At 65.5% G+C, this 16,104-nt stretch carries 17 protein-coding genes; 11 read left to right on the forward strand and 6 right to left on the reverse strand.

Features of this window, described 5'->3' with window-relative positions; genetic code table 11:
- Positions 1–56: 56 nt before the first annotated feature.
- From ACIPV2_RS09185 to dnaA, 4 genes are all read right to left on the reverse strand, one after another.
- Positions 57–563 carry a DUF721 domain-containing protein gene (locus ACIPV2_RS09185; protein ID WP_400840517.1) on the reverse strand — a complete coding sequence of 169 codons (507 nt, stop codon included), beginning with the start codon at positions 561–563 and terminating at the stop codon, positions 57–59.
- A complete protein-coding gene (gene recF, locus ACIPV2_RS09190) occupies positions 547–1,737 on the reverse strand; it encodes a DNA replication/repair protein RecF (RefSeq protein WP_400840519.1) in 1,191 nt (396 codons plus the stop codon). The genes ACIPV2_RS09185 and recF overlap by 17 nt, the downstream gene beginning before the upstream one ends.
- A gap of 74 nt (positions 1,738–1,811) precedes the next feature.
- The gene (gene dnaN, locus ACIPV2_RS09195; protein ID WP_400840521.1) at positions 1,812–2,954 is read right to left on the reverse strand and encodes a DNA polymerase III subunit beta; all 1,143 of its coding nucleotides are present in this window, start codon (positions 2,952–2,954) and stop codon (positions 1,812–1,814) included.
- 417 nt (positions 2,955–3,371) lie between these two features.
- A complete protein-coding gene (gene dnaA, locus ACIPV2_RS09200) occupies positions 3,372–4,766 on the reverse strand; it encodes a chromosomal replication initiator protein DnaA (RefSeq protein ID WP_101188891.1) in 1,395 nt (464 codons plus the stop codon).
- A gap of 344 nt (positions 4,767–5,110) precedes the next feature.
- On the opposite strand from dnaA, the gene rpmH reads away from it, so the two are divergent.
- From rpmH to ACIPV2_RS09255, 11 genes are all read left to right on the forward strand, one after another.
- Entirely contained in the window at positions 5,111–5,248 is a 138-nt protein-coding gene (rpmH, locus tag ACIPV2_RS09205) for a 50S ribosomal protein L34 (protein ID WP_019181680.1), read from the forward strand.
- Between the two features lie 7 nt (positions 5,249–5,255).
- Complete coding sequence (rnpA, locus tag ACIPV2_RS09210) at positions 5,256–5,606, forward strand: ribonuclease P protein component (protein ID WP_400840524.1); 351 nt, start codon at positions 5,256–5,258, stop codon at positions 5,604–5,606.
- Positions 5,603–5,953 (forward strand): membrane protein insertion efficiency factor YidD, encoded by a 351-nt coding sequence (gene yidD / locus ACIPV2_RS09215; RefSeq protein WP_400840527.1) that lies wholly within the window; start codon positions 5,603–5,605, stop codon positions 5,951–5,953. Before rnpA ends, yidD begins: the two co-directional genes overlap by 4 nt.
- 3 nt (positions 5,954–5,956) lie before the next feature.
- A complete protein-coding gene (yidC, locus tag ACIPV2_RS09220; protein ID WP_400840529.1) occupies positions 5,957–7,021 on the forward strand; it encodes a membrane protein insertase YidC in 1,065 nt (354 codons plus the stop codon).
- Positions 7,021–7,506 (forward strand): R3H domain-containing nucleic acid-binding protein, encoded by a 486-nt coding sequence (locus ACIPV2_RS09225; protein ID WP_101188895.1) that lies wholly within the window; start codon positions 7,021–7,023, stop codon positions 7,504–7,506. Before yidC ends, ACIPV2_RS09225 begins: the two co-directional genes overlap by 1 nt.
- 219 nt (positions 7,507–7,725) lie before the next feature.
- Complete coding sequence (rsmG, locus tag ACIPV2_RS09230) at positions 7,726–8,352, forward strand: 16S rRNA (guanine(527)-N(7))-methyltransferase RsmG (RefSeq protein WP_400840531.1); 627 nt, start codon at positions 7,726–7,728, stop codon at positions 8,350–8,352.
- Positions 8,353–9,548: 1,196 nt separating this feature from the next.
- Entirely contained in the window at positions 9,549–9,854 is a 306-nt protein-coding gene (locus ACIPV2_RS09235; RefSeq protein WP_400840533.1) for a GIY-YIG nuclease family protein, read from the forward strand.
- Between the two features lie 945 nt (positions 9,855–10,799).
- Positions 10,800–11,681 carry a ParA family protein gene (locus ACIPV2_RS09240; RefSeq protein WP_400840535.1) on the forward strand — a complete coding sequence of 294 codons (882 nt, stop codon included), beginning with the start codon at positions 10,800–10,802 and terminating at the stop codon, positions 11,679–11,681.
- Positions 11,681–12,664, forward strand: a complete 984-nt coding sequence (locus ACIPV2_RS09245; RefSeq protein ID WP_400840536.1) for a ParB/RepB/Spo0J family partition protein — start codon at positions 11,681–11,683, stop codon at positions 12,662–12,664. The genes ACIPV2_RS09240 and ACIPV2_RS09245 overlap by 1 nt, the downstream gene beginning before the upstream one ends.
- A 188-nt stretch (positions 12,665–12,852) precedes the next feature.
- Positions 12,853–14,301, forward strand: a complete 1,449-nt coding sequence (locus tag ACIPV2_RS09250; protein WP_400840537.1) for a sugar porter family MFS transporter — start codon at positions 12,853–12,855, stop codon at positions 14,299–14,301.
- 9 nt (positions 14,302–14,310) lie between these two features.
- Positions 14,311–14,601, forward strand: coding sequence for a tryptophan synthase subunit alpha (locus tag ACIPV2_RS09255; protein WP_177243789.1), 291 nt, complete (start codon positions 14,311–14,313; stop codon positions 14,599–14,601).
- A gap of 102 nt (positions 14,602–14,703) precedes the next feature.
- Here the strand turns inward: ACIPV2_RS09255 and trxA are convergent, their stop codons facing one another.
- Both trxA and trxB read right to left on the reverse strand, forming a co-directional pair.
- Positions 14,704–15,027 (reverse strand): thioredoxin, encoded by a 324-nt coding sequence (trxA, locus tag ACIPV2_RS09260; protein WP_101187486.1) that lies wholly within the window; start codon positions 15,025–15,027, stop codon positions 14,704–14,706.
- A gap of 89 nt (positions 15,028–15,116) precedes the next feature.
- Positions 15,117–16,091 carry a thioredoxin-disulfide reductase gene (gene trxB, locus ACIPV2_RS09265; protein WP_101187487.1) on the reverse strand — a complete coding sequence of 325 codons (975 nt, stop codon included), beginning with the start codon at positions 16,089–16,091 and terminating at the stop codon, positions 15,117–15,119.
- Positions 16,092–16,104: the final 13 nt, after the last annotated feature.

Genomic DNA, 16,104 nt, shown 5'->3' on the forward strand with positions numbered 1-16,104 from the left:
GCGCCTCAAACGCCGTGTGACGGCTTCTGAGCGCTTGGAGGTGCGGACGTGGTGTCCTACCCGTAGGTATCCCGTGGGCCCCGTCCCGGTACAACACGCGGACCCCATTTCCACGAGGGGACGTCTGGTCCGATGAAGCGGATGTTCTGCACACCGGCATCCGGATAACGATTGCCGATCTCGGTCATGATCACCGCGCGCATGAACTGCAGGTTCTTCGCCCACGCCGTCGAGTCGCACTTCACGGTGAGCACACCGCGCTCGAGCGACACCGGCTCGGAGTGCTTCGCCGTGTCCGCGCCCGCCAACTCGGCCCACTGCCTCACCAGGTCCTCGGCGGCGAGGGTCTTCTCCCAGCCGGAATCCCTGGTGAGCTTCGCCAGAACATCGCCGAGCGTGCCCGGGTCGCGCCCCTTGGTGAACGGCGCGTTGTCGTCGTCCACCTCGATGCGCTTCTTGCGCTTCCAGTTCTTCGCGCTCGGCTTCAGCCCGCGCAGGCGCAGATAGGTGGCGATGGTCTCGGGGGGCTGCGGCCCTTCGACGGGCTCAGAGACCTGGGTCATCGGCATCCTCCTCCGTCTCCCGGTCATCGGTGATCGCGCCGGCGCTGATCCGCACGACATGACGGTGCAGCGGCTCGGGGATGTCGGCTTCGACCGCCGCTGTGACGATCACCTGCTCGTATCCCGCGGTCAGCGCCGCAAGGCGCTGCCGGCGGTCGGCATCGAGCTCGGCGAACACGTCGTCGAGGATCAGCACCGGGTCACCTGCCGGCGATTCGGCTCGCAGCAGCTCGGCGGATGCCAGTCGCAGCGCCAGGGCCACCGACCAGGACTCGCCGTGGGAGGCATAGCCCTTCACCGGGAGGTCGCGGACGCGCAGGATCAGATCGTCGCGATGCGGACCGACGAGCGTCAGGCCGCGCTCGATCTCCTTGCTCCGCTTGGCCTGCAGCGCAGAGCGGAACTGATCGGCGATCTCGCCGCGCGGATCGGCGTCTGCATCCCCATCATCATCGGAGTCGTCCTCGGGATTCGCGCCACGCACCGACAGCGCCCATTCCAGCTGCGGCCGGTGATCCGCACCCGCGATGGCCGCGTAGGCGTCGGTCACCGGACCGTGCAGATCGGCGGCGAGCCGAAGCCTCGCGTGGATGATCTCCGACCCCAGTGCGATGAGCTTGTCGTCCCACACGTCCAGGGTCGACAGACCCTCACCGCGCACTCCGCGGGCGCGCGCCGACTTCAGCAGCGCCGTGCGCTGGCGCAGCACGCGCTCGTAGTCGGCGATCACGCCGGCCATGCGAGGGGTGCGCTGAATCAACATCTGATCAGCGAATCTTCTGCGGGAGGACGGGTCACCGCGCACGATCTGCAGGTCTTCCGGGGCGAACAGGACCACGTGTGCATAGCGGGGCAGCTCGTTGGTCTTCGACGGGGACCCGTTGATGCGCGCCTTGTTCGAACCCTGCCTGTTCAGCTGCACCTCGACGAGCACCTTGCGCTCACCGTGCACGAGACGCGCACGGATGACCGCGAAGTCCTTCGCGTCCTTCACCATGGGGGCATCGGATGACACCCGATGGGAACCGAGTGTGGCGAGGAACACGATCGCCTCGGCGAGATTCGTCTTGCCCTGTCCGTTGCTGCCGACCAGCACGTTGGGACCGCGGTGAAGGGCCAGATCAGCGGTCGCATAATTGCGGAAGTCGACCAGGTTCAGGTGCTCCACGATCACCGCTACAGCCTACCTTCGAGCCCCGACATCGGCCCTGGAACCCCGTCGTCTGGGTCCCCGAGCCGGTCGCCGGGTCACCGCAGCAGGAGGTTCGGCTGCAGCAGGTACTTGAACGAGTCGAGCCCGGCCTGGTCGACCGAGGTCTGACTCGTGATGAGCACCGGGCTCAGCTTGTTCGCGTTGTCGCTCGAGGTGAAGGTCACGCGGGTGAACTCGCTCTTGACCGCACCGAGAGCCTCGAGCAGGTACTGAGGGTTGAGGCCGAGGGTCACGTCATCGCCGCCGTTGAGATGCGCGTCGACCGACTCGGATGCCCGTGCCTGCTCGCTGCCCGAGGCATCCATCGTCACGCCGTCGGCGCCGAACGTGAACCGCAGCGGCGCCGAGCGATCGAGCACCAGCGCGACGCGGCGGACAGCCTCGATGAGCTCTGCCGTGTTCACGACGGCATAGTGGTCGGTCTGCTCGGGGAACAGCCGGCGCACCGGCGGGAAGTTGCCCTTGATCAGGAGAGAGGTGACGGTCTTGTTGCCGGCGGTGAAGGCGATGATCTCGCGATCTCCGGCTCCCGAGAAGGCGACCTCGATGGTGCCGGCATGAGCGAACGTCTTGCCCACCTCGGTCAGGGTGCGCGCGGGAACCAGGGCGGACTGCTCGGCCACCTCGCCGTCCCACGGCACGTCGCGGAGCGACACGCGGTAGCGGTCGGTGGCGACCAGGCTCAGGTTGTGATTCGCGACCTCGAGCTGCACGCCCGTGAGCACCGGAGTGACGTCGTCGCGGGACGCGGCGAAGGCCACCTGGGCGATCGCCGTCGCGAAATCCTCGGCCGGAACAACTCCGGTCGAACCCGTGACCTCGGGGATCGAGGGATATTCCTCGACGGGCATGGACGCGAGAGTGAAGCGCGCTGAGCCGCAGGTGACGGCGACGCCCCCGTCGTCTTCGACCGCGATCTCGATCGGCGCATTGGGCAGTCGGCTGGCGATGTCGGAGAGCAGACGCCCGTGCACGAGGATCGTGCCGGGTTCGTCGACGGTCGCCTCGATCGTCGTGCGAGCGGACGCTTCGTAGTCGAATGCCGAGAGGGTCAGTCCCTCACCGGATGCCTCGATGAGCACACCAGCGAGGATCGGCTGCGGATTGCGCTGCGGGAGCAGCTTGACGACGAAGGACACAGCCTCGCTGAACACATCGCGGTTGACCTGGAACCTCACGGGCGCTCCCTCGTTGCCTCGGCGCACTGCAGCGGGCGCACTGCAGGCGATCCCATGCTAGCCGCAGGTGACGAGCGGTCCACTACCCGGATCGGGTCGATCGGGTCGGTTCGTCCACATCCGTCTGGTCATCGGATGAACCCTGACATGAAGAATTTCTCTTAACGGTGTTAACAACTGTGGATTCTGTGGATAACTCGGTGGATATCAGCCAGGAGTAGGAAACTACACACGTGTCACATGTGGAATTCGTGAGGAATCCGCGGGATACCGAGGTGTGGGCGTCTGGCCGGCTCTCGCCAGTTATCCACAGGCGGGTCGTGGGGCGGGCATCCGGAACCCGATGTTTCCACAAGTTATCCACAGGGGCTGCGGAGAACCTCTCGGATTTTGCCTGGGATCAGGCGTGTCGCTGTGTCAGCGCCGGCTGATCTGAGTGGTGATCTCGGTGACCTGGTTGTACAGCGATCGACGCTGCTTCATCAGCTCGCTGATCTTCTTGCAGGCGTACATCACCGTCGTGTGATCGCGGTTGCCGAAGAGCTGACCGATCTTCGGCAGCGACAGGCTCGTGCGCTCGCGGCACAGGTACATCGCGATCTGCCGGGCGGTGGCGATCTGCTGGGAGCGGCTCGAACCGTACAGGTCGTCGACCGTGAGCTTGAAGTAGGCCGCCGTCGCCGTGATGATGTCGGTCGGCGAGATGATGTTGTCCTCGGTGGTGTCGACGATGTCGCGCAGCACCGTCTGCGCCAGCGAGATGTCGAGCATCGAGCGGTTCAGGCTGGCGAACGCCGAGACGCGGATGAGGGCGCCCTCGAGCTCACGGATGTTCGACGAGACGACCGTCGCGATGTACTCGAGCACCTCATCGGGGATGTGCAGCGACTCGCTCTGCGCCTTCTTGCGCAGGATCGCGATGCGCGTCTCAAGATCCGGCGCCTGCACATCGGTGATCAGGCCCCACTCGAAGCGGCTGCGCATGCGGTCCTCGAAGCCGGTGAGCAGCTTGGGAGCCACGTCGCTCGTGATCACGACCTGCTTGTTGTGGTCGTGCAGCTGGTTGAAAGTGTGGAAGAACGCCTCCTGCGTCTCGGCACGACCCTGCAGGAACTGGATGTCGTCGATGAGCAGGATGTCGACCTCGCGGTACCGGCTCTGGAACGCCGCGCCGCGGTTGTTGGCGATCGAGTTGATGAAATCGTTCGTGAACTCCTCACTCGAGACGTATCTCACCTTCACACCCGCGTAGAGCGACTGGGCGTAGTCGCCGATCGCGTGCAGCAGGTGCGTCTTGCCGAGGCCCGAGTCGCCGTAGATGAACAGCGGGTTGTACGCCTTCGCCGGTGCCTCCGCGACGGCGACCGCTGCGGCGTGGGCGAAGCGGTTGGACTGGCCGATCACGAAGTTGTCGAAGGTGTACTTGGGGTTCAGTCGCGACTCGTGCCGCAGGGGAGCGGGCTGCTGCTCCATCGGCGACTCGACGCGTGCCGTCTCGGCGATCGGGAATTCCGGAACGGCGATCGCGGCGGCCGGCTGATCGATGAGCTCGTGGTTCACGACCGTTCGGTACGAGGTGACCTCGTCTCCGAGCGCTGAGAGTCCCTCCATCATCGGCACGCGCAGCCGCTTGTTGATCTGCGCTGCGGTGAGGTCGTTGGGAACGTCCAGGTAGAGCACGCCGCCCATGACGCCCGCGGGCACGACGAGGCTGAGGAACCCATGAAGCTGCGGGCTGACGCGATCGTCTTCGGCGAGTCGCTCGAGCAGGGATGACCAGATGGGCACATCGGGATGGGCGGCAGAGGTCATGGTGCTCCGGGCGAAGTTGTGGAAAACGCGCCGTCAAGCGTGATCTTCCCCTGTGGATAACGTCGGATGCCACGGTAGTCATCGGTGCGATGAACAGCAAGCCGCCCGCGGAAACACGCGGGTGTGTCGCATGTGAACCGGATCTCCACAGTTGTGGATAATGGGTGTGCGCAACTTGGCGGCCGCGGTGCCGGAATCCGGTGCGGGCGGCCGTGGGCATCCGGGCGCGCATTTGCCCTGCGCCGTGGCAGGTCGTATCCTTAGTCGGTTGACTTATGCCATTACGGCAGTACCCCCCGTCTCCGGATGTTCAGACCCGGTGACACCATCCCCGGAGTGATTCCATGAGCAAGCGCACTTTCCAGCCCAACAACCGTCGTCGCGCCAAGAAGCACGGTTTCCGCGCCCGCATGCGCACCCGCGCCGGCCGTGCCATCCTGGCGGCCCGCCGCTCGAAGGGCCGCACCGAGCTCTCGGCCTGACCGCCCAGTGCTGGCCCGACCGAATCGACTGACTCGCGGCGTCGACTACCGACAGGTGGTCCGTCGGGGAACACGATGCGGCGGGCCGCGCCTGATCACCTCGGTGCTTCGCAGCGCGGAGGATCGGGCACCCCGGTTCGGGTTCATCATCAGCAAGCAGGTAGGAACCGCTGTGGTTCGCAACACCGTTCGCCGACGCCTCAAGGCAGTGTGCGCGGAGTTCATCGACATGGTTCCTGAGGGCACGGATGTCGTCATCCGTGCCCTTCCTGCATCCGCCGACGCGGACTTCGCCTCCCTTCGCACCGATGTCGAGCGCTGTCTGCGTCGAGTGCTCGCCGGATCGGCGCGGGCATGAGCGCGTTGCCCTCTTACGCCTTCGGAACGGCGCAGTTCCGGGCATCCGACCTTCTGCGTGGCACCCTGCTCGTTCCTCGCAACGTCGTTCTCGCGATTCTCGCGCTGTACCGCGCGGTGATCTCCCCGCTCTATGGGGATGTGTGCAGGTACTACCCGTCCTGTTCCGCGTACGCTGTAGGAGCGGTTCAGCAGAACGGCGCCCTGTGGGGAGCAGTGCTCTCCGCCTGGCGCATCCTGCGTTGCAATCCGTGGAGCGCGGGTGGCGTCGACGACGTCAGACCTCACGCTCATTTCCGATACGAACTGACCCCGCGCGGGTTCGTCGTACCCGCTCGAAAGGACTGAACAGTGGGTCTTGACCTTCTGCTCGCGAACTCACCCTCGCCTGACCCGAACGCCGGCGGTTTCGACCTGTTCGGCATCATCCTGTGGCCGCTGAAGTGGGCCGTCGAGCTCATCCTCGTGGCCTGGCACTGGCTGCTGACGGCGATGGGACTGCCTGCCGCAGATGGTCTGACCTGGGTGCTGTCCATCGTCGGTCTTGTGATCGTGGTGCGCGCGGCGGTCTTCCCGCTCTTCGTCAAGCAGATCAAGAGCCAGCGGAAGATGATGGAAATCGCTCCTGAACTGCGAAAAGTTCAGGAGAAGTACCGGGGCAAGAAGGATCAGCTCTCTCGTGAGGCGATGAGCCGCGAGACCATGGCGCTGTACAAGAGGCACGGCACGACGCCGATGTCGAGCTGTCTGCCGCTGCTCGTGCAGATGCCGATCTTCTTCGCGCTGTTCAGCGTGCTGCGCGACGTCAAGATGCACGCCGAGGCCCAGGTCGGCGGCGTGGGACTGCTGAGTCCCGAGCTGACCAAGGAGTTCTACGACGCCAAGCTCTTCGGCTCGGTGTCGCTGCACGAGACCCTCGGCGAAGCGTGGAACTCCGGCAACACGCCGGCCATCGTGCTGCTGGTGATCCTCGTGGTGCTGATGATCGGGTCGCAGTTCTTCACGCAGCTGCAGATCATCTCGAAGAACCTGTCGCCGGAGGCCAAGACCGGTCAGGCGTACCAGATGCAGAAGATCATGCTGTACGTGCTGCCGCTCGGCTTCATCTTCTCGGGCGTCTTCTTCCCGCTCGGCGTCGTCATGTACTGGTTCGTGTCGAACCTGTGGACCATGGCTCAGCAGTTCCTCGTCATCCGTGAGATGCCGACTCCCGGTTCTGAGGCCGCGAAGGCTCGCGAAGAGCGTCTGGCTCGCAAGGGCAAGGCGATCAACGCGCAGGGCAAGGTCGTTCCGATGGCCATCTACGAGGCGGAAGAGCAGCGAAAGTTCGAGGAGCTCGAGAAGGCGAAGGCGGAGACGCCCAAGCGCGAGCAGCCGATGAGCAAGAAGCGTGCGAAGAAGAAGGGCTCGAACTGATGACCGATGACGTGAAGACCGCCCCGTCGGTCGAGGAGCTCGAGAACGAGGGCGACGTCGCCGCGGACTTCATCGAAGAGCTGCTCGACATCGCCGACATCGACGGCGACCTGAACCTCGATGTGCGTCAGGGCCGGGCCTATGTCTCGGTCGAGGCGGAGGGCGACGCGCTTTCGGTTCTCTCCGAGCCCGACACGGTGCAGGCCCTGCAGGAGCTGACCCGTCTGGCCGTTCAGAGCAAGACCGGAACCTTCTCGCGACTGATCCTCGACATCGGGGGGTCCCGCGACACGCGCCGGCGTCAGCTGGAGCAGCTGGTGGATGCCGCGGTCGCCAAGCTCGACGCGGGGGCCACTCAGGCTTCACTGCCCTCGATGTCGAGCTACGAGCGCAAGCTCGTGCACGACATCGTGTCGGAGCGAGGCCTCACCTCCGAGTCGTACGGAGATGGTGCTGACCGGCACACGGTGATCTCCCGCGGCTGATGTTTCACGTGGAACGGTCGGCTTCCCGCTTCTCCGGTCGTTGAGCTCGCACTCCCCGGTCGTTGAGCTCGCACCCCCGGTCGTTGAGCTCGCACCCCCGGTCGTTGAGCGAGCGAAGCGAGTCGAAACGCACCCGCGACCAGCCTCCCCGCCACCGCTGCGCTCTCCGCGCGTCGAACCCTCCACCCACCGCATCCCTCGATCCCTAGGATTCTGTTCATGACCACTCCCATCGTCGAGCCCGAACCAGCGGTGGCCGCCGAGCTGTTCGGCGATCGTATTGATCTGGCTCGGTCCTTCACAGCAGCCCTCGTGGCCGAGGGCGAGCTGCGTGGTCTGATCGGACCGCTTGAGCTGCCGCGAATCTGGACACGGCACATCCTGAATTCTGCGATCGCTGCGCCTCTCTTCTCCGGGTCGGTCGCCGACATCGGTTCCGGTGCGGGCCTTCCCGGTCTGGTGCTGGCAATCAGCCGTCCCGACGTGCAATGGACTCTGATCGAACCGATGGACCGACGTGTCACCTGGCTGCACGAGCAGGTGGACTCGCTCGGGCTCGACAACGTGAAGGTCATGCGCGCACGTGCAGAGGATGTGGGCCTCGAGTTCGATGTGGTCACGGCGCGCGCGGTGAGTGCGATGCGCACTCTCGTGCCGATCACCGCTCCGCTGGTCAAGGACGGTGGCGAGCTGATTCTGCTCAAGGGGCACAACGTGCCGGCCGAGATCGAGTCTGCGCAGAAGGTGCTGAAGAAACACAAGGTGTCCAACGTGTCCGTTGAGGTCCTGGGGGAGGGCATCCTCTCCGAGCCCACCCGCGTGGTCCGGGCCCGCGTCCGCGCCTGATTTCGCCCCATTCCGGGACGCATCCGGCCCCCCGGTCGTTGAGCGAGCGCAGCGTGTCGAAACGTACCGCAACGCGGAAGGATCGCCTGGTACAGGTACCCGATCCCCCCCGGTCGTTGAGCGAGCGAAGCGAGTCGAAACGGCATACCGATGCGGATGCCCCATCCCCCCGGTCGTTGAGCGAGCGCAGCGAGTCGAAACGCACCGCCACGCCGAAGGATCGCCTGGTACAGGTACCCAATCCCCCCGGTCGTTGAGCGAGCGCAGCGAGTCGAAACGCTCCGACGGCGAGAGGGTCGCCCGATACGGGTCCCCGATCACCCGGTCGTCCACCCGGCGAAGCGATTCGAAACGCACCGTCGTGTCTGGGCTCAATCCGATTACGCCCTCCTCTCGGGCGATGCGGCCCACTGTGTTTCACGTGAAACCCCCGCAGAACGCCCGACTATCGGGCGGCCAGAGCCGATATTGCGGGTGCGCAGCGAGTAGTCGCCGGAGTGCGAGGATGTGAAGGGCGGGTAGAGCTACGGGTCCGCTCGCGCTTTGGTGCCGGTGAACTGCGCGGCCCCATGCGCCAGGGCCAAGGGCGCGTCACGCGATTTGCCTGCCAAGCGCAGGGACGGGCGGCCGTACCGCTTGATGTGCACGCAAGCGGGTTCGGTCCGTCTGCCGTCGACATCTCTGGGTCCGTTTCACGTGAAACTGATGCCATGTCCTCGCGACTGGCTGACTTCCCGCGCTCAGCGGAAAGCTCCCGGCCGTTGAGCAAGCGCAGCGAGCAGAGAAGCGCATTCGCGCCGACCTCATGAGTGTGCGCGCTTCGAAAACGACGATCCCGACTGCCGGTGCACGCGAAACGCCTAGAACCGCCACCTCGCCGTAGACGGATACTTCCGGTCCTTGATCAAGGGAGCGGCTCCCAAGGTAAGACGCAGACCGTCCGCGCTTACCCACCGAGTCCGCTGCGGGAACCCTTGAAGCTGGACGGCGGGTTCGCATCGCTGAGCGCGTTCGCTCCACACAGGCGGGTGTTGAACAGCAGAGGGGTCGAGCCAGGAACCGACGGCGGGTGCTCATCACGAAGCCACCCGATGTCTGCGCGACTCGTCCTGCACACTGCTGCGTACCAGCACCGCTCTCCCCAGCGCCGTACTTCGAGGAGCTGACCCGCCAGGACGCCTCACTAGATTCTCTAGATGACCGGATACACATACATCCTCCGATGCTCTGATGGAACCTTCTATGCGGGCAGCACCAAATACCTTGAGGACCGACTTGAAGCTCACCAGCAGGGCCTGGGGAGCAACTACACGACCAAACGCCGGCCGGTCGAACTGATCTGGTCAGCGGAGTTCGAGCGCATCGACGAGGCCTTTGCGTTGGAGAAGCAGATTCAGGGATGGAGTCATGCCAAGCGCTTGGCGTTCATCGAGGGTGGCTTCGACGCCATCAGGGGCTGGAGCGCTCGCGAGCGTGCACTTCGGTCCTCGACGAGCGCGTGAGCGTTCCACGTGAAACGGGATTTCGGCTCTTGGGAGTGGCGTAGGTTAGCGCCCAGGAACGCACGGTCTGCGAAGACGGCGGTGTCGAGGCTTTCGTTTGGCGCGGGGTTGGGCAGCACGTTGAGAGCGCGGGGGAGTCGAACGATACGGTTCTGCACTCGTCCGCAAGTGATCAAGCGCGCCACACTGCGCGTTACCGCGTGTTTCACGTGGAACGGACTGCATACGCTCAAACGGGGTACCTCGTGACTGCGCCTGTGTGCCGTACGTGTCGCAGGTGGGGCGACGGTCCAACTGTGCCGACTGCGAGCAGGTAAAGACTGAGGCAAGCGTTTCACGTGACACGCGAATCGCCGGGAAAGCCGGACTCCGTCGATCCGGTGCTCTCGGTCGTTGAGAGAGCCAGTGCGTCGAAACGCCTACGCTTCCGTCGGTGCTTCCAAATCTCGTCAGCGGCGCGGGGCGGCACCCGCCTCATCGTGGCGTGCGTTTCGCGTGAAACGCGGTGCCCGGGTGTTCTGGGCATTTCGACTCGTCGCTTCGCTCCTCGCTCAATGACCGGGGGTGCAGCGTGGGCGCATTTCGACTCGTCGCTTCGCTCCTCGCTCAATGACCGGGGGTGCAGTGGGGGTATTTCGACTCGTCGCCTCGCTCCTCGCTCAATGACCGGGGGTGCGGAGGGCATTTCGACTCGCCGCTGCGCTCCTCGCTCAATGACCGGAAGCACGCAGCGGAGGGGCATTTCGACTCGTCGCTGCGCTCCTCGCTCAATGACCGGGGGCGCGGAGGGGCATTTCGACTCGTCGCTGCGCTCCTCGCTCAATGGCCGGGGAGGGGTGGCGGGGGAGTGGGGGAGGGATCACGTAGAGTGGAGGACGGTCCCGAAAGGAGTCGATGTTTCACGTGAAACCATCCGACAACGCATCGCCGAACCAGAATTTCGGGATGGATACCCCGCTCGCTCGGGAACTCGCAGACCTCTCGTCGCGACGCAAGGCGCTCAAGGACGTCGAAGTGCAGTTCAGCAGCGACACTCGGGTCTTCACCGTGTCCAACCAGAAGGGCGGAGTCGGCAAGACCACGACGGCCGTCAATCTGGCATCCGCTCTCGCCGATCTCGGCGCGAAGGTACTGGTGATCGATCTCGACCCGCAGGGCAACGCTTCGACCGCTCTCGGAGTGAGACACTCCGCTGACACGAAGAGCATCTACGACGTCCTGATCAACGACCTCCCGTTCGGCGAGATCGTTCAGGACAGCCCCGAATCCGAGAATCTCCGCTGCGCCCCCAGCACGATTCACCTCGCCGGCGCCGAGATCGAGCTGGTGTCGCAGGTCGCACGAGAGTTCCGGCTGCGGCGGGCACTGGAGGAGTACCTGAGCGACAACCCGGTGAACTTCGTCATCATCGACTGCCCGCCATCGCTCGGACTGCTCACCATCAACGCCTTCACGGCAGCTTCCGAGGTGCTCATCCCCATCCAGTGCGAGTACTACGCGCTCGAGGGCCTGAGTCAGCTGCTCGGCAGCATCCAGATGATCCAGAAGCACCTCAACCCCGAACTTCACCTCTCGACCATCCTGCTCACGATGTACGACGCGCGCACGCGCCTCGCCCAGCAGGTCGCCGACGAGGTGCGTACCCACTTCCCGCAGCAGGTGCTCAACGCCGTGATCCCGCGCTCGGTGCGGGTTTCTGAGGCGCCCAGCTTCGGACAGACGGTCATCTCGTACGACGGAACGTCGGCGGGAGCGGTCGCCTACCGGGAAGCAGCAGTCGAGATCGCGCAGCGCAAGGAATCCGCCGCGCAGAACAAGGGAGCATGATGGCCAAGCGCACTGGACTCGGTCGGGGAATCGGCGCACTCATCCCGACGACAGATCAGGCGGAGCGCCCGGTCGATGTCTTCTTCCCCGGCGCGGGGAAGGCGAAGGCGGATGCCGCACTCGCAGAGCCCCAGGAGAGCATCGCCGCCCCCGACGAAGCGGAGCTCGCGCAGGTGCCGGGCGTGCGTCTGATCCAGGTCGACCCGAACAGCATCGTTCCGAACCCGCGGCAGCCGCGCACGCACTTCGACGAGGACCACCTCTCGGAGCTCGTGCACAGCGTGCGCGAGTTCGGTGTCCTTCAGCCGGTGATCGTCCGTCAGAACGCCGACGGCGAGTACGAGCTGATCATGGGTGAGCGTCGTACCCGCGCCGCTCGCGAGGCCGGTCTCACCACGATCCCTGCGATCGTGCGCGAGACGGCGGACGAAGACCTGCTGCGCGACGCGCTGCTCGAGAACCTGCACCGATCCCAGCTTAATCCGCTCGAAGAGGCATCCGCTTACCAGCAGCTGCTGGAGGACTTCGGCATCACCCAGGAAGAGCTTGCCACCCGCATCGGCCGCTCCCGCCCGCAGATCAGCAACACCATCCGTCTGCTGCGTCTGCCCGTCGCCGTGCAGCAGCGCGTCGCCGCCGGGGTTCTCTCCGCGGGCCACGCTCGTGCGATCCTCGCAGTCGAGACGCCGGAGCAGATGCAGCGCCTCGCCGACAAGGTCGTGAACGAAGACCTGTCGGTGCGCGCCACGGAGGCCGCTGCCAAGACACTGTCCACGACGCCGACCCCGGCGACCAAGCCCACGGCCGGCGCGCGCCGCGCGTACCTCGATGAGGTGTCGCACAAGCTCGGTGATCGCCTCAACACCCGAGTCCAGATCGCCCTCGGTGCGCGAAAAGGGCAGGTCAAGATCGAATTCGCGTCGATCCAGGATCTCAACCGCATTCTCGCCGAACTCGGCGAGGAGGAGTTCGGCTCGCGCTGACGCGAATCCGCCTCAGCAACGACAGATGAGCACCGGGGAGCGCCCGGTGCTCATCTGCCGTTCAGGCCTCAGCGAACCGGTGCATTCCCGGCCACCTGCCCTAGCGTCTCCCGCTCCGCGGCGCACGCCCCTTTCTGAGCGCGCAGGGCTCCGCTAGCATCCGGAGCACCGGAAGAGGAGGGGGCACCATGACACACACAGCAGGCACAGGCCCGGCGAAGGGCATCCGCGGACGCGTCATAGGGGTGAGCATCGCCGCAGCGCTGGGAGGATTCCTCTTCGGCTTCGACACCGCGGTGATCAACGGCGCGGTGGATGCACTTGCCGGGGCGTTCGATCTCGGCGTGGGCCTCAAGGGCTTCGCCGTGTCGTCGGCGCTCATCGGCTGCGCGGTCGGCGCGTGGTTCGCAGGCCCCCTGGCCAACCGGTTCGGTCGCATCCCCACGATGATCGTCGCGGCGGTGCTCTTCCTCATCTCGGCGGTCGGATCGGGCCTCGCCTTCGGTGTGATCGACCTCATCATCTGGCGCGTCGTCGGCGGATTGGGCGTCGGGGCCGCATCGGTGATCGCCCCGGCGTACATCGCCGAGGTGTCGCCGGCGCATGTGAGAGGACGGCTGGGCTCGCTGCAGCAGCTCGCGATCGTCACGGGTATCTTCGTCGCGCTGCTCTCGGATGCCCTGCTCGCCAACGTGGCGGGTGGCGCAGCGGAGCCGCTGTGGGGTCTGGATGCCTGGCGCTGGATGTTCATCGCCGAGGCCATCCCCGCGGTGATCTACGGAATCATGGCGATGCGGCTCCCGGAGTCGCCGAGGTACCTGGTCGCCCGCGGCAAGGTAGACAAGGCGGCCGAGGTGCTGACCCTCGTCACCGGCACCGTCGACGTGAAGGCCAAGATCACCGAGATCACCGGCACGATCAACACCGAGCGCACCGAGTCGCTCAGCGATCTTCGCGGTCACCGGTTCGGGCTCAAGCCGATCGTCTGGGTCGGGATCCTGCTGAGCATCTTCCAGCAGTTCGTCGGCATCAACGTGATCTTCTACTACTCGACCACGCTGTGGCGCTCGGTCGGCTTCGACGAGTCGGATGCCCTGACCATCACCGTCATCACATCGGTGACCAACATCGTCGTGACCATCATCGCGATCCTGCTCGTCGACCGCGTCGGTCGCCGCCTGATGCTCATGGTCGGCTCGATCGGCATGGCGGTGACGCTGGGACTGATGGCGGTCGCCTTCTCGTTCGGAACGCTGGATGCCGAGGGCGCGGTCACCCTGCCCGACCCGTGGTCGACGATCGCGCTCATCAGCGCCAACGCCTTCGTGGTGTTCTTCGGAGCCACGTGGGGTCCGCTGGTCTGGGTGCTGCTGGGGGAGATGTTCCCCAACTCGATCCGCGCCGGCGCCCTGGCAGTGGCTGCGGCCGCGCAGTGGGCGGCGAACTTCTTCATCTCGACGACGTTCCCGGCGTTCGCTGAGATCGGCCTCACCTTCGCCTACGGCTTCTACGCGTTCTTCGCGCTGCTGTCGTTCTTCTTCGTGTACTTCAAGGTGGCGGAGACCAAGGGCAAGGAGCTCGAATCGATGACGGAGGATATGAAGGTCGAGCGCCGTCCACGCCAGCCGCGCTCGTAGAATTGTCTGGTGATCCCCTCCTTCCCCCGCCGCGCGAGTCTTGAGGTGCTGCGCGCGGAGGCGGGGGACGAGCGCTCCGTGCTGGTGCACGAGCGGCTGCGGAGCGGGGAGGATCCCTGGGACTTCATGTCGGAGCTGCCCTCGGTCGACGAGCTCGTGGTGCTGCTGCTGCGCACCGACGTGTACGAAGACAGAGGCGGGAACCCGCGCGACCCACGGTGGAATGACAGCGTGCTGCGCAGCATCGCACACGAGTACCCGGAGCTCAGCACGACGGTCTGGCGGATGCTGGCGGCGTGAGACGACGAAGGGCCTGTCATCGCGGATGGTGACAGGCCCTTCGACAAGCTCAGGGACCCAACTTGGGGTAAGACCCTTCGACAGGCTCAGGCTTCGACAGGCTCAGCCGATGAACGGCGCGAGGTCCTGCTCGAGGGCGAACTTCGGCTTGGCGCCGATGATGGTCGTCTTGACCTCACCGCCCTGGAACACCTTCATCGCGGGGATCGAGGTGATCTGGTACTTCATGGCCAGATCCGGGTTCTCGTCGACGTTGAGCTTGAGAATCGTGATCTTGTCGGGGTTCTCGGCCTGGATCTCGTCGAGCACGGGCGCGACCATGCGGCACGGTCCGCACCACGCGGCCCAGAAGTCGACCAGCACGGGTCCGTCGGCCTGCAGAACGTCCTGCTCCCAGGTTGCCTGAGTGGTTGCCTTGGCAGTCATGGATTGTCTCCTTGTTCGGTGTCCACCTGATCAAACGTCAGAGGGGGCGATTGTGTTCCCGGGGTCGCGAATGCGCCGCGTCGAGGCCGTCAGCCGGCGATGATCTCCGCGGCGAGGGCCGCCGGCTCTTCGACCGACACGTCCTCGAGGTCGGCGATGAAGTGCTCGGCATCGAGCGCCGCCACGACGCCCGAGCCCGCGGCGGTGGCCGCCTGACGGTAGGTCGGGTCGATCACGTCACCGGCGGCGAACACACCCGGAACCGAGGTGCGAGATGAGCGGCCGTCGACCCAGATCGTGCCGGCATCGGTGAGCTGCAGCTTGTCGTGCACGAGGTGGGTGCGCGGGTCGTTGCCGATCGCGACGAAGACGCCGTCGACGGCGAGCTCGCGGGTCGAGTCGTCAACCGTCGAGCGCAGCCGCACGCCGTTCACCGAATCGCCGCCGAGGATCTCGTCGACCGTGCTGTTCCAGATGAACTCGATCTTCTCGTTGGCGAAGGCGCGTTCCTGCATGATCTTCGAGGCGCGCAGCGAGTCCTTGCGGTGGATGACGTAGACCTTCGAGGCGAAGCGGGTGAGGAAGGTCGCCTCTTCCATTGCGGAGTCGCCGCCGCCGACGACTGCGATCTCCTTCTCGCGGAAGAAGAAGCCGTCGCACGTCGCGCACCACGACACCCCGTAGCCCGAGAGACGCTCTTCGCCCTCGATGCCGAGCTTGCGGTAGGCGGACCCGGTGGCGTAGATGACCGTCGACGCCTCATGCTCTGCGCCGCTGCCGAGGACGACCTTCTTGACCGGTCCGTCGAGCTGAAGCTCGGTGACATCGTCGTACAGCACCTCGGTGCCGAACTTCTCGGCCTGCGCCTGCAGCTTCGCCATCAGGTCGGGACCCTGGATGCCCTCGGGGAACCCGGGGAAGTTCTCGACATCGGTCGTGTTCATCAGCTCGCCACCGACCTCGACGCTGCTGGCGACCAGCAGCGGCTTGAGGTTGGCGCGTGCCGCGTAGATCGCGGCGGTGAATCCGGCCGGGCCTGAGCCGATGATGATGACCTGACGCATGTGCTCTCCTAAG

Origin of the sequence: Microbacterium sp. NPDC089987 (assembly GCF_044748505.1) — a bacterium.
In the GTDB taxonomy this organism is placed as follows: Bacteria; Actinomycetota; Actinomycetes; order Actinomycetales; family Microbacteriaceae; genus Microbacterium.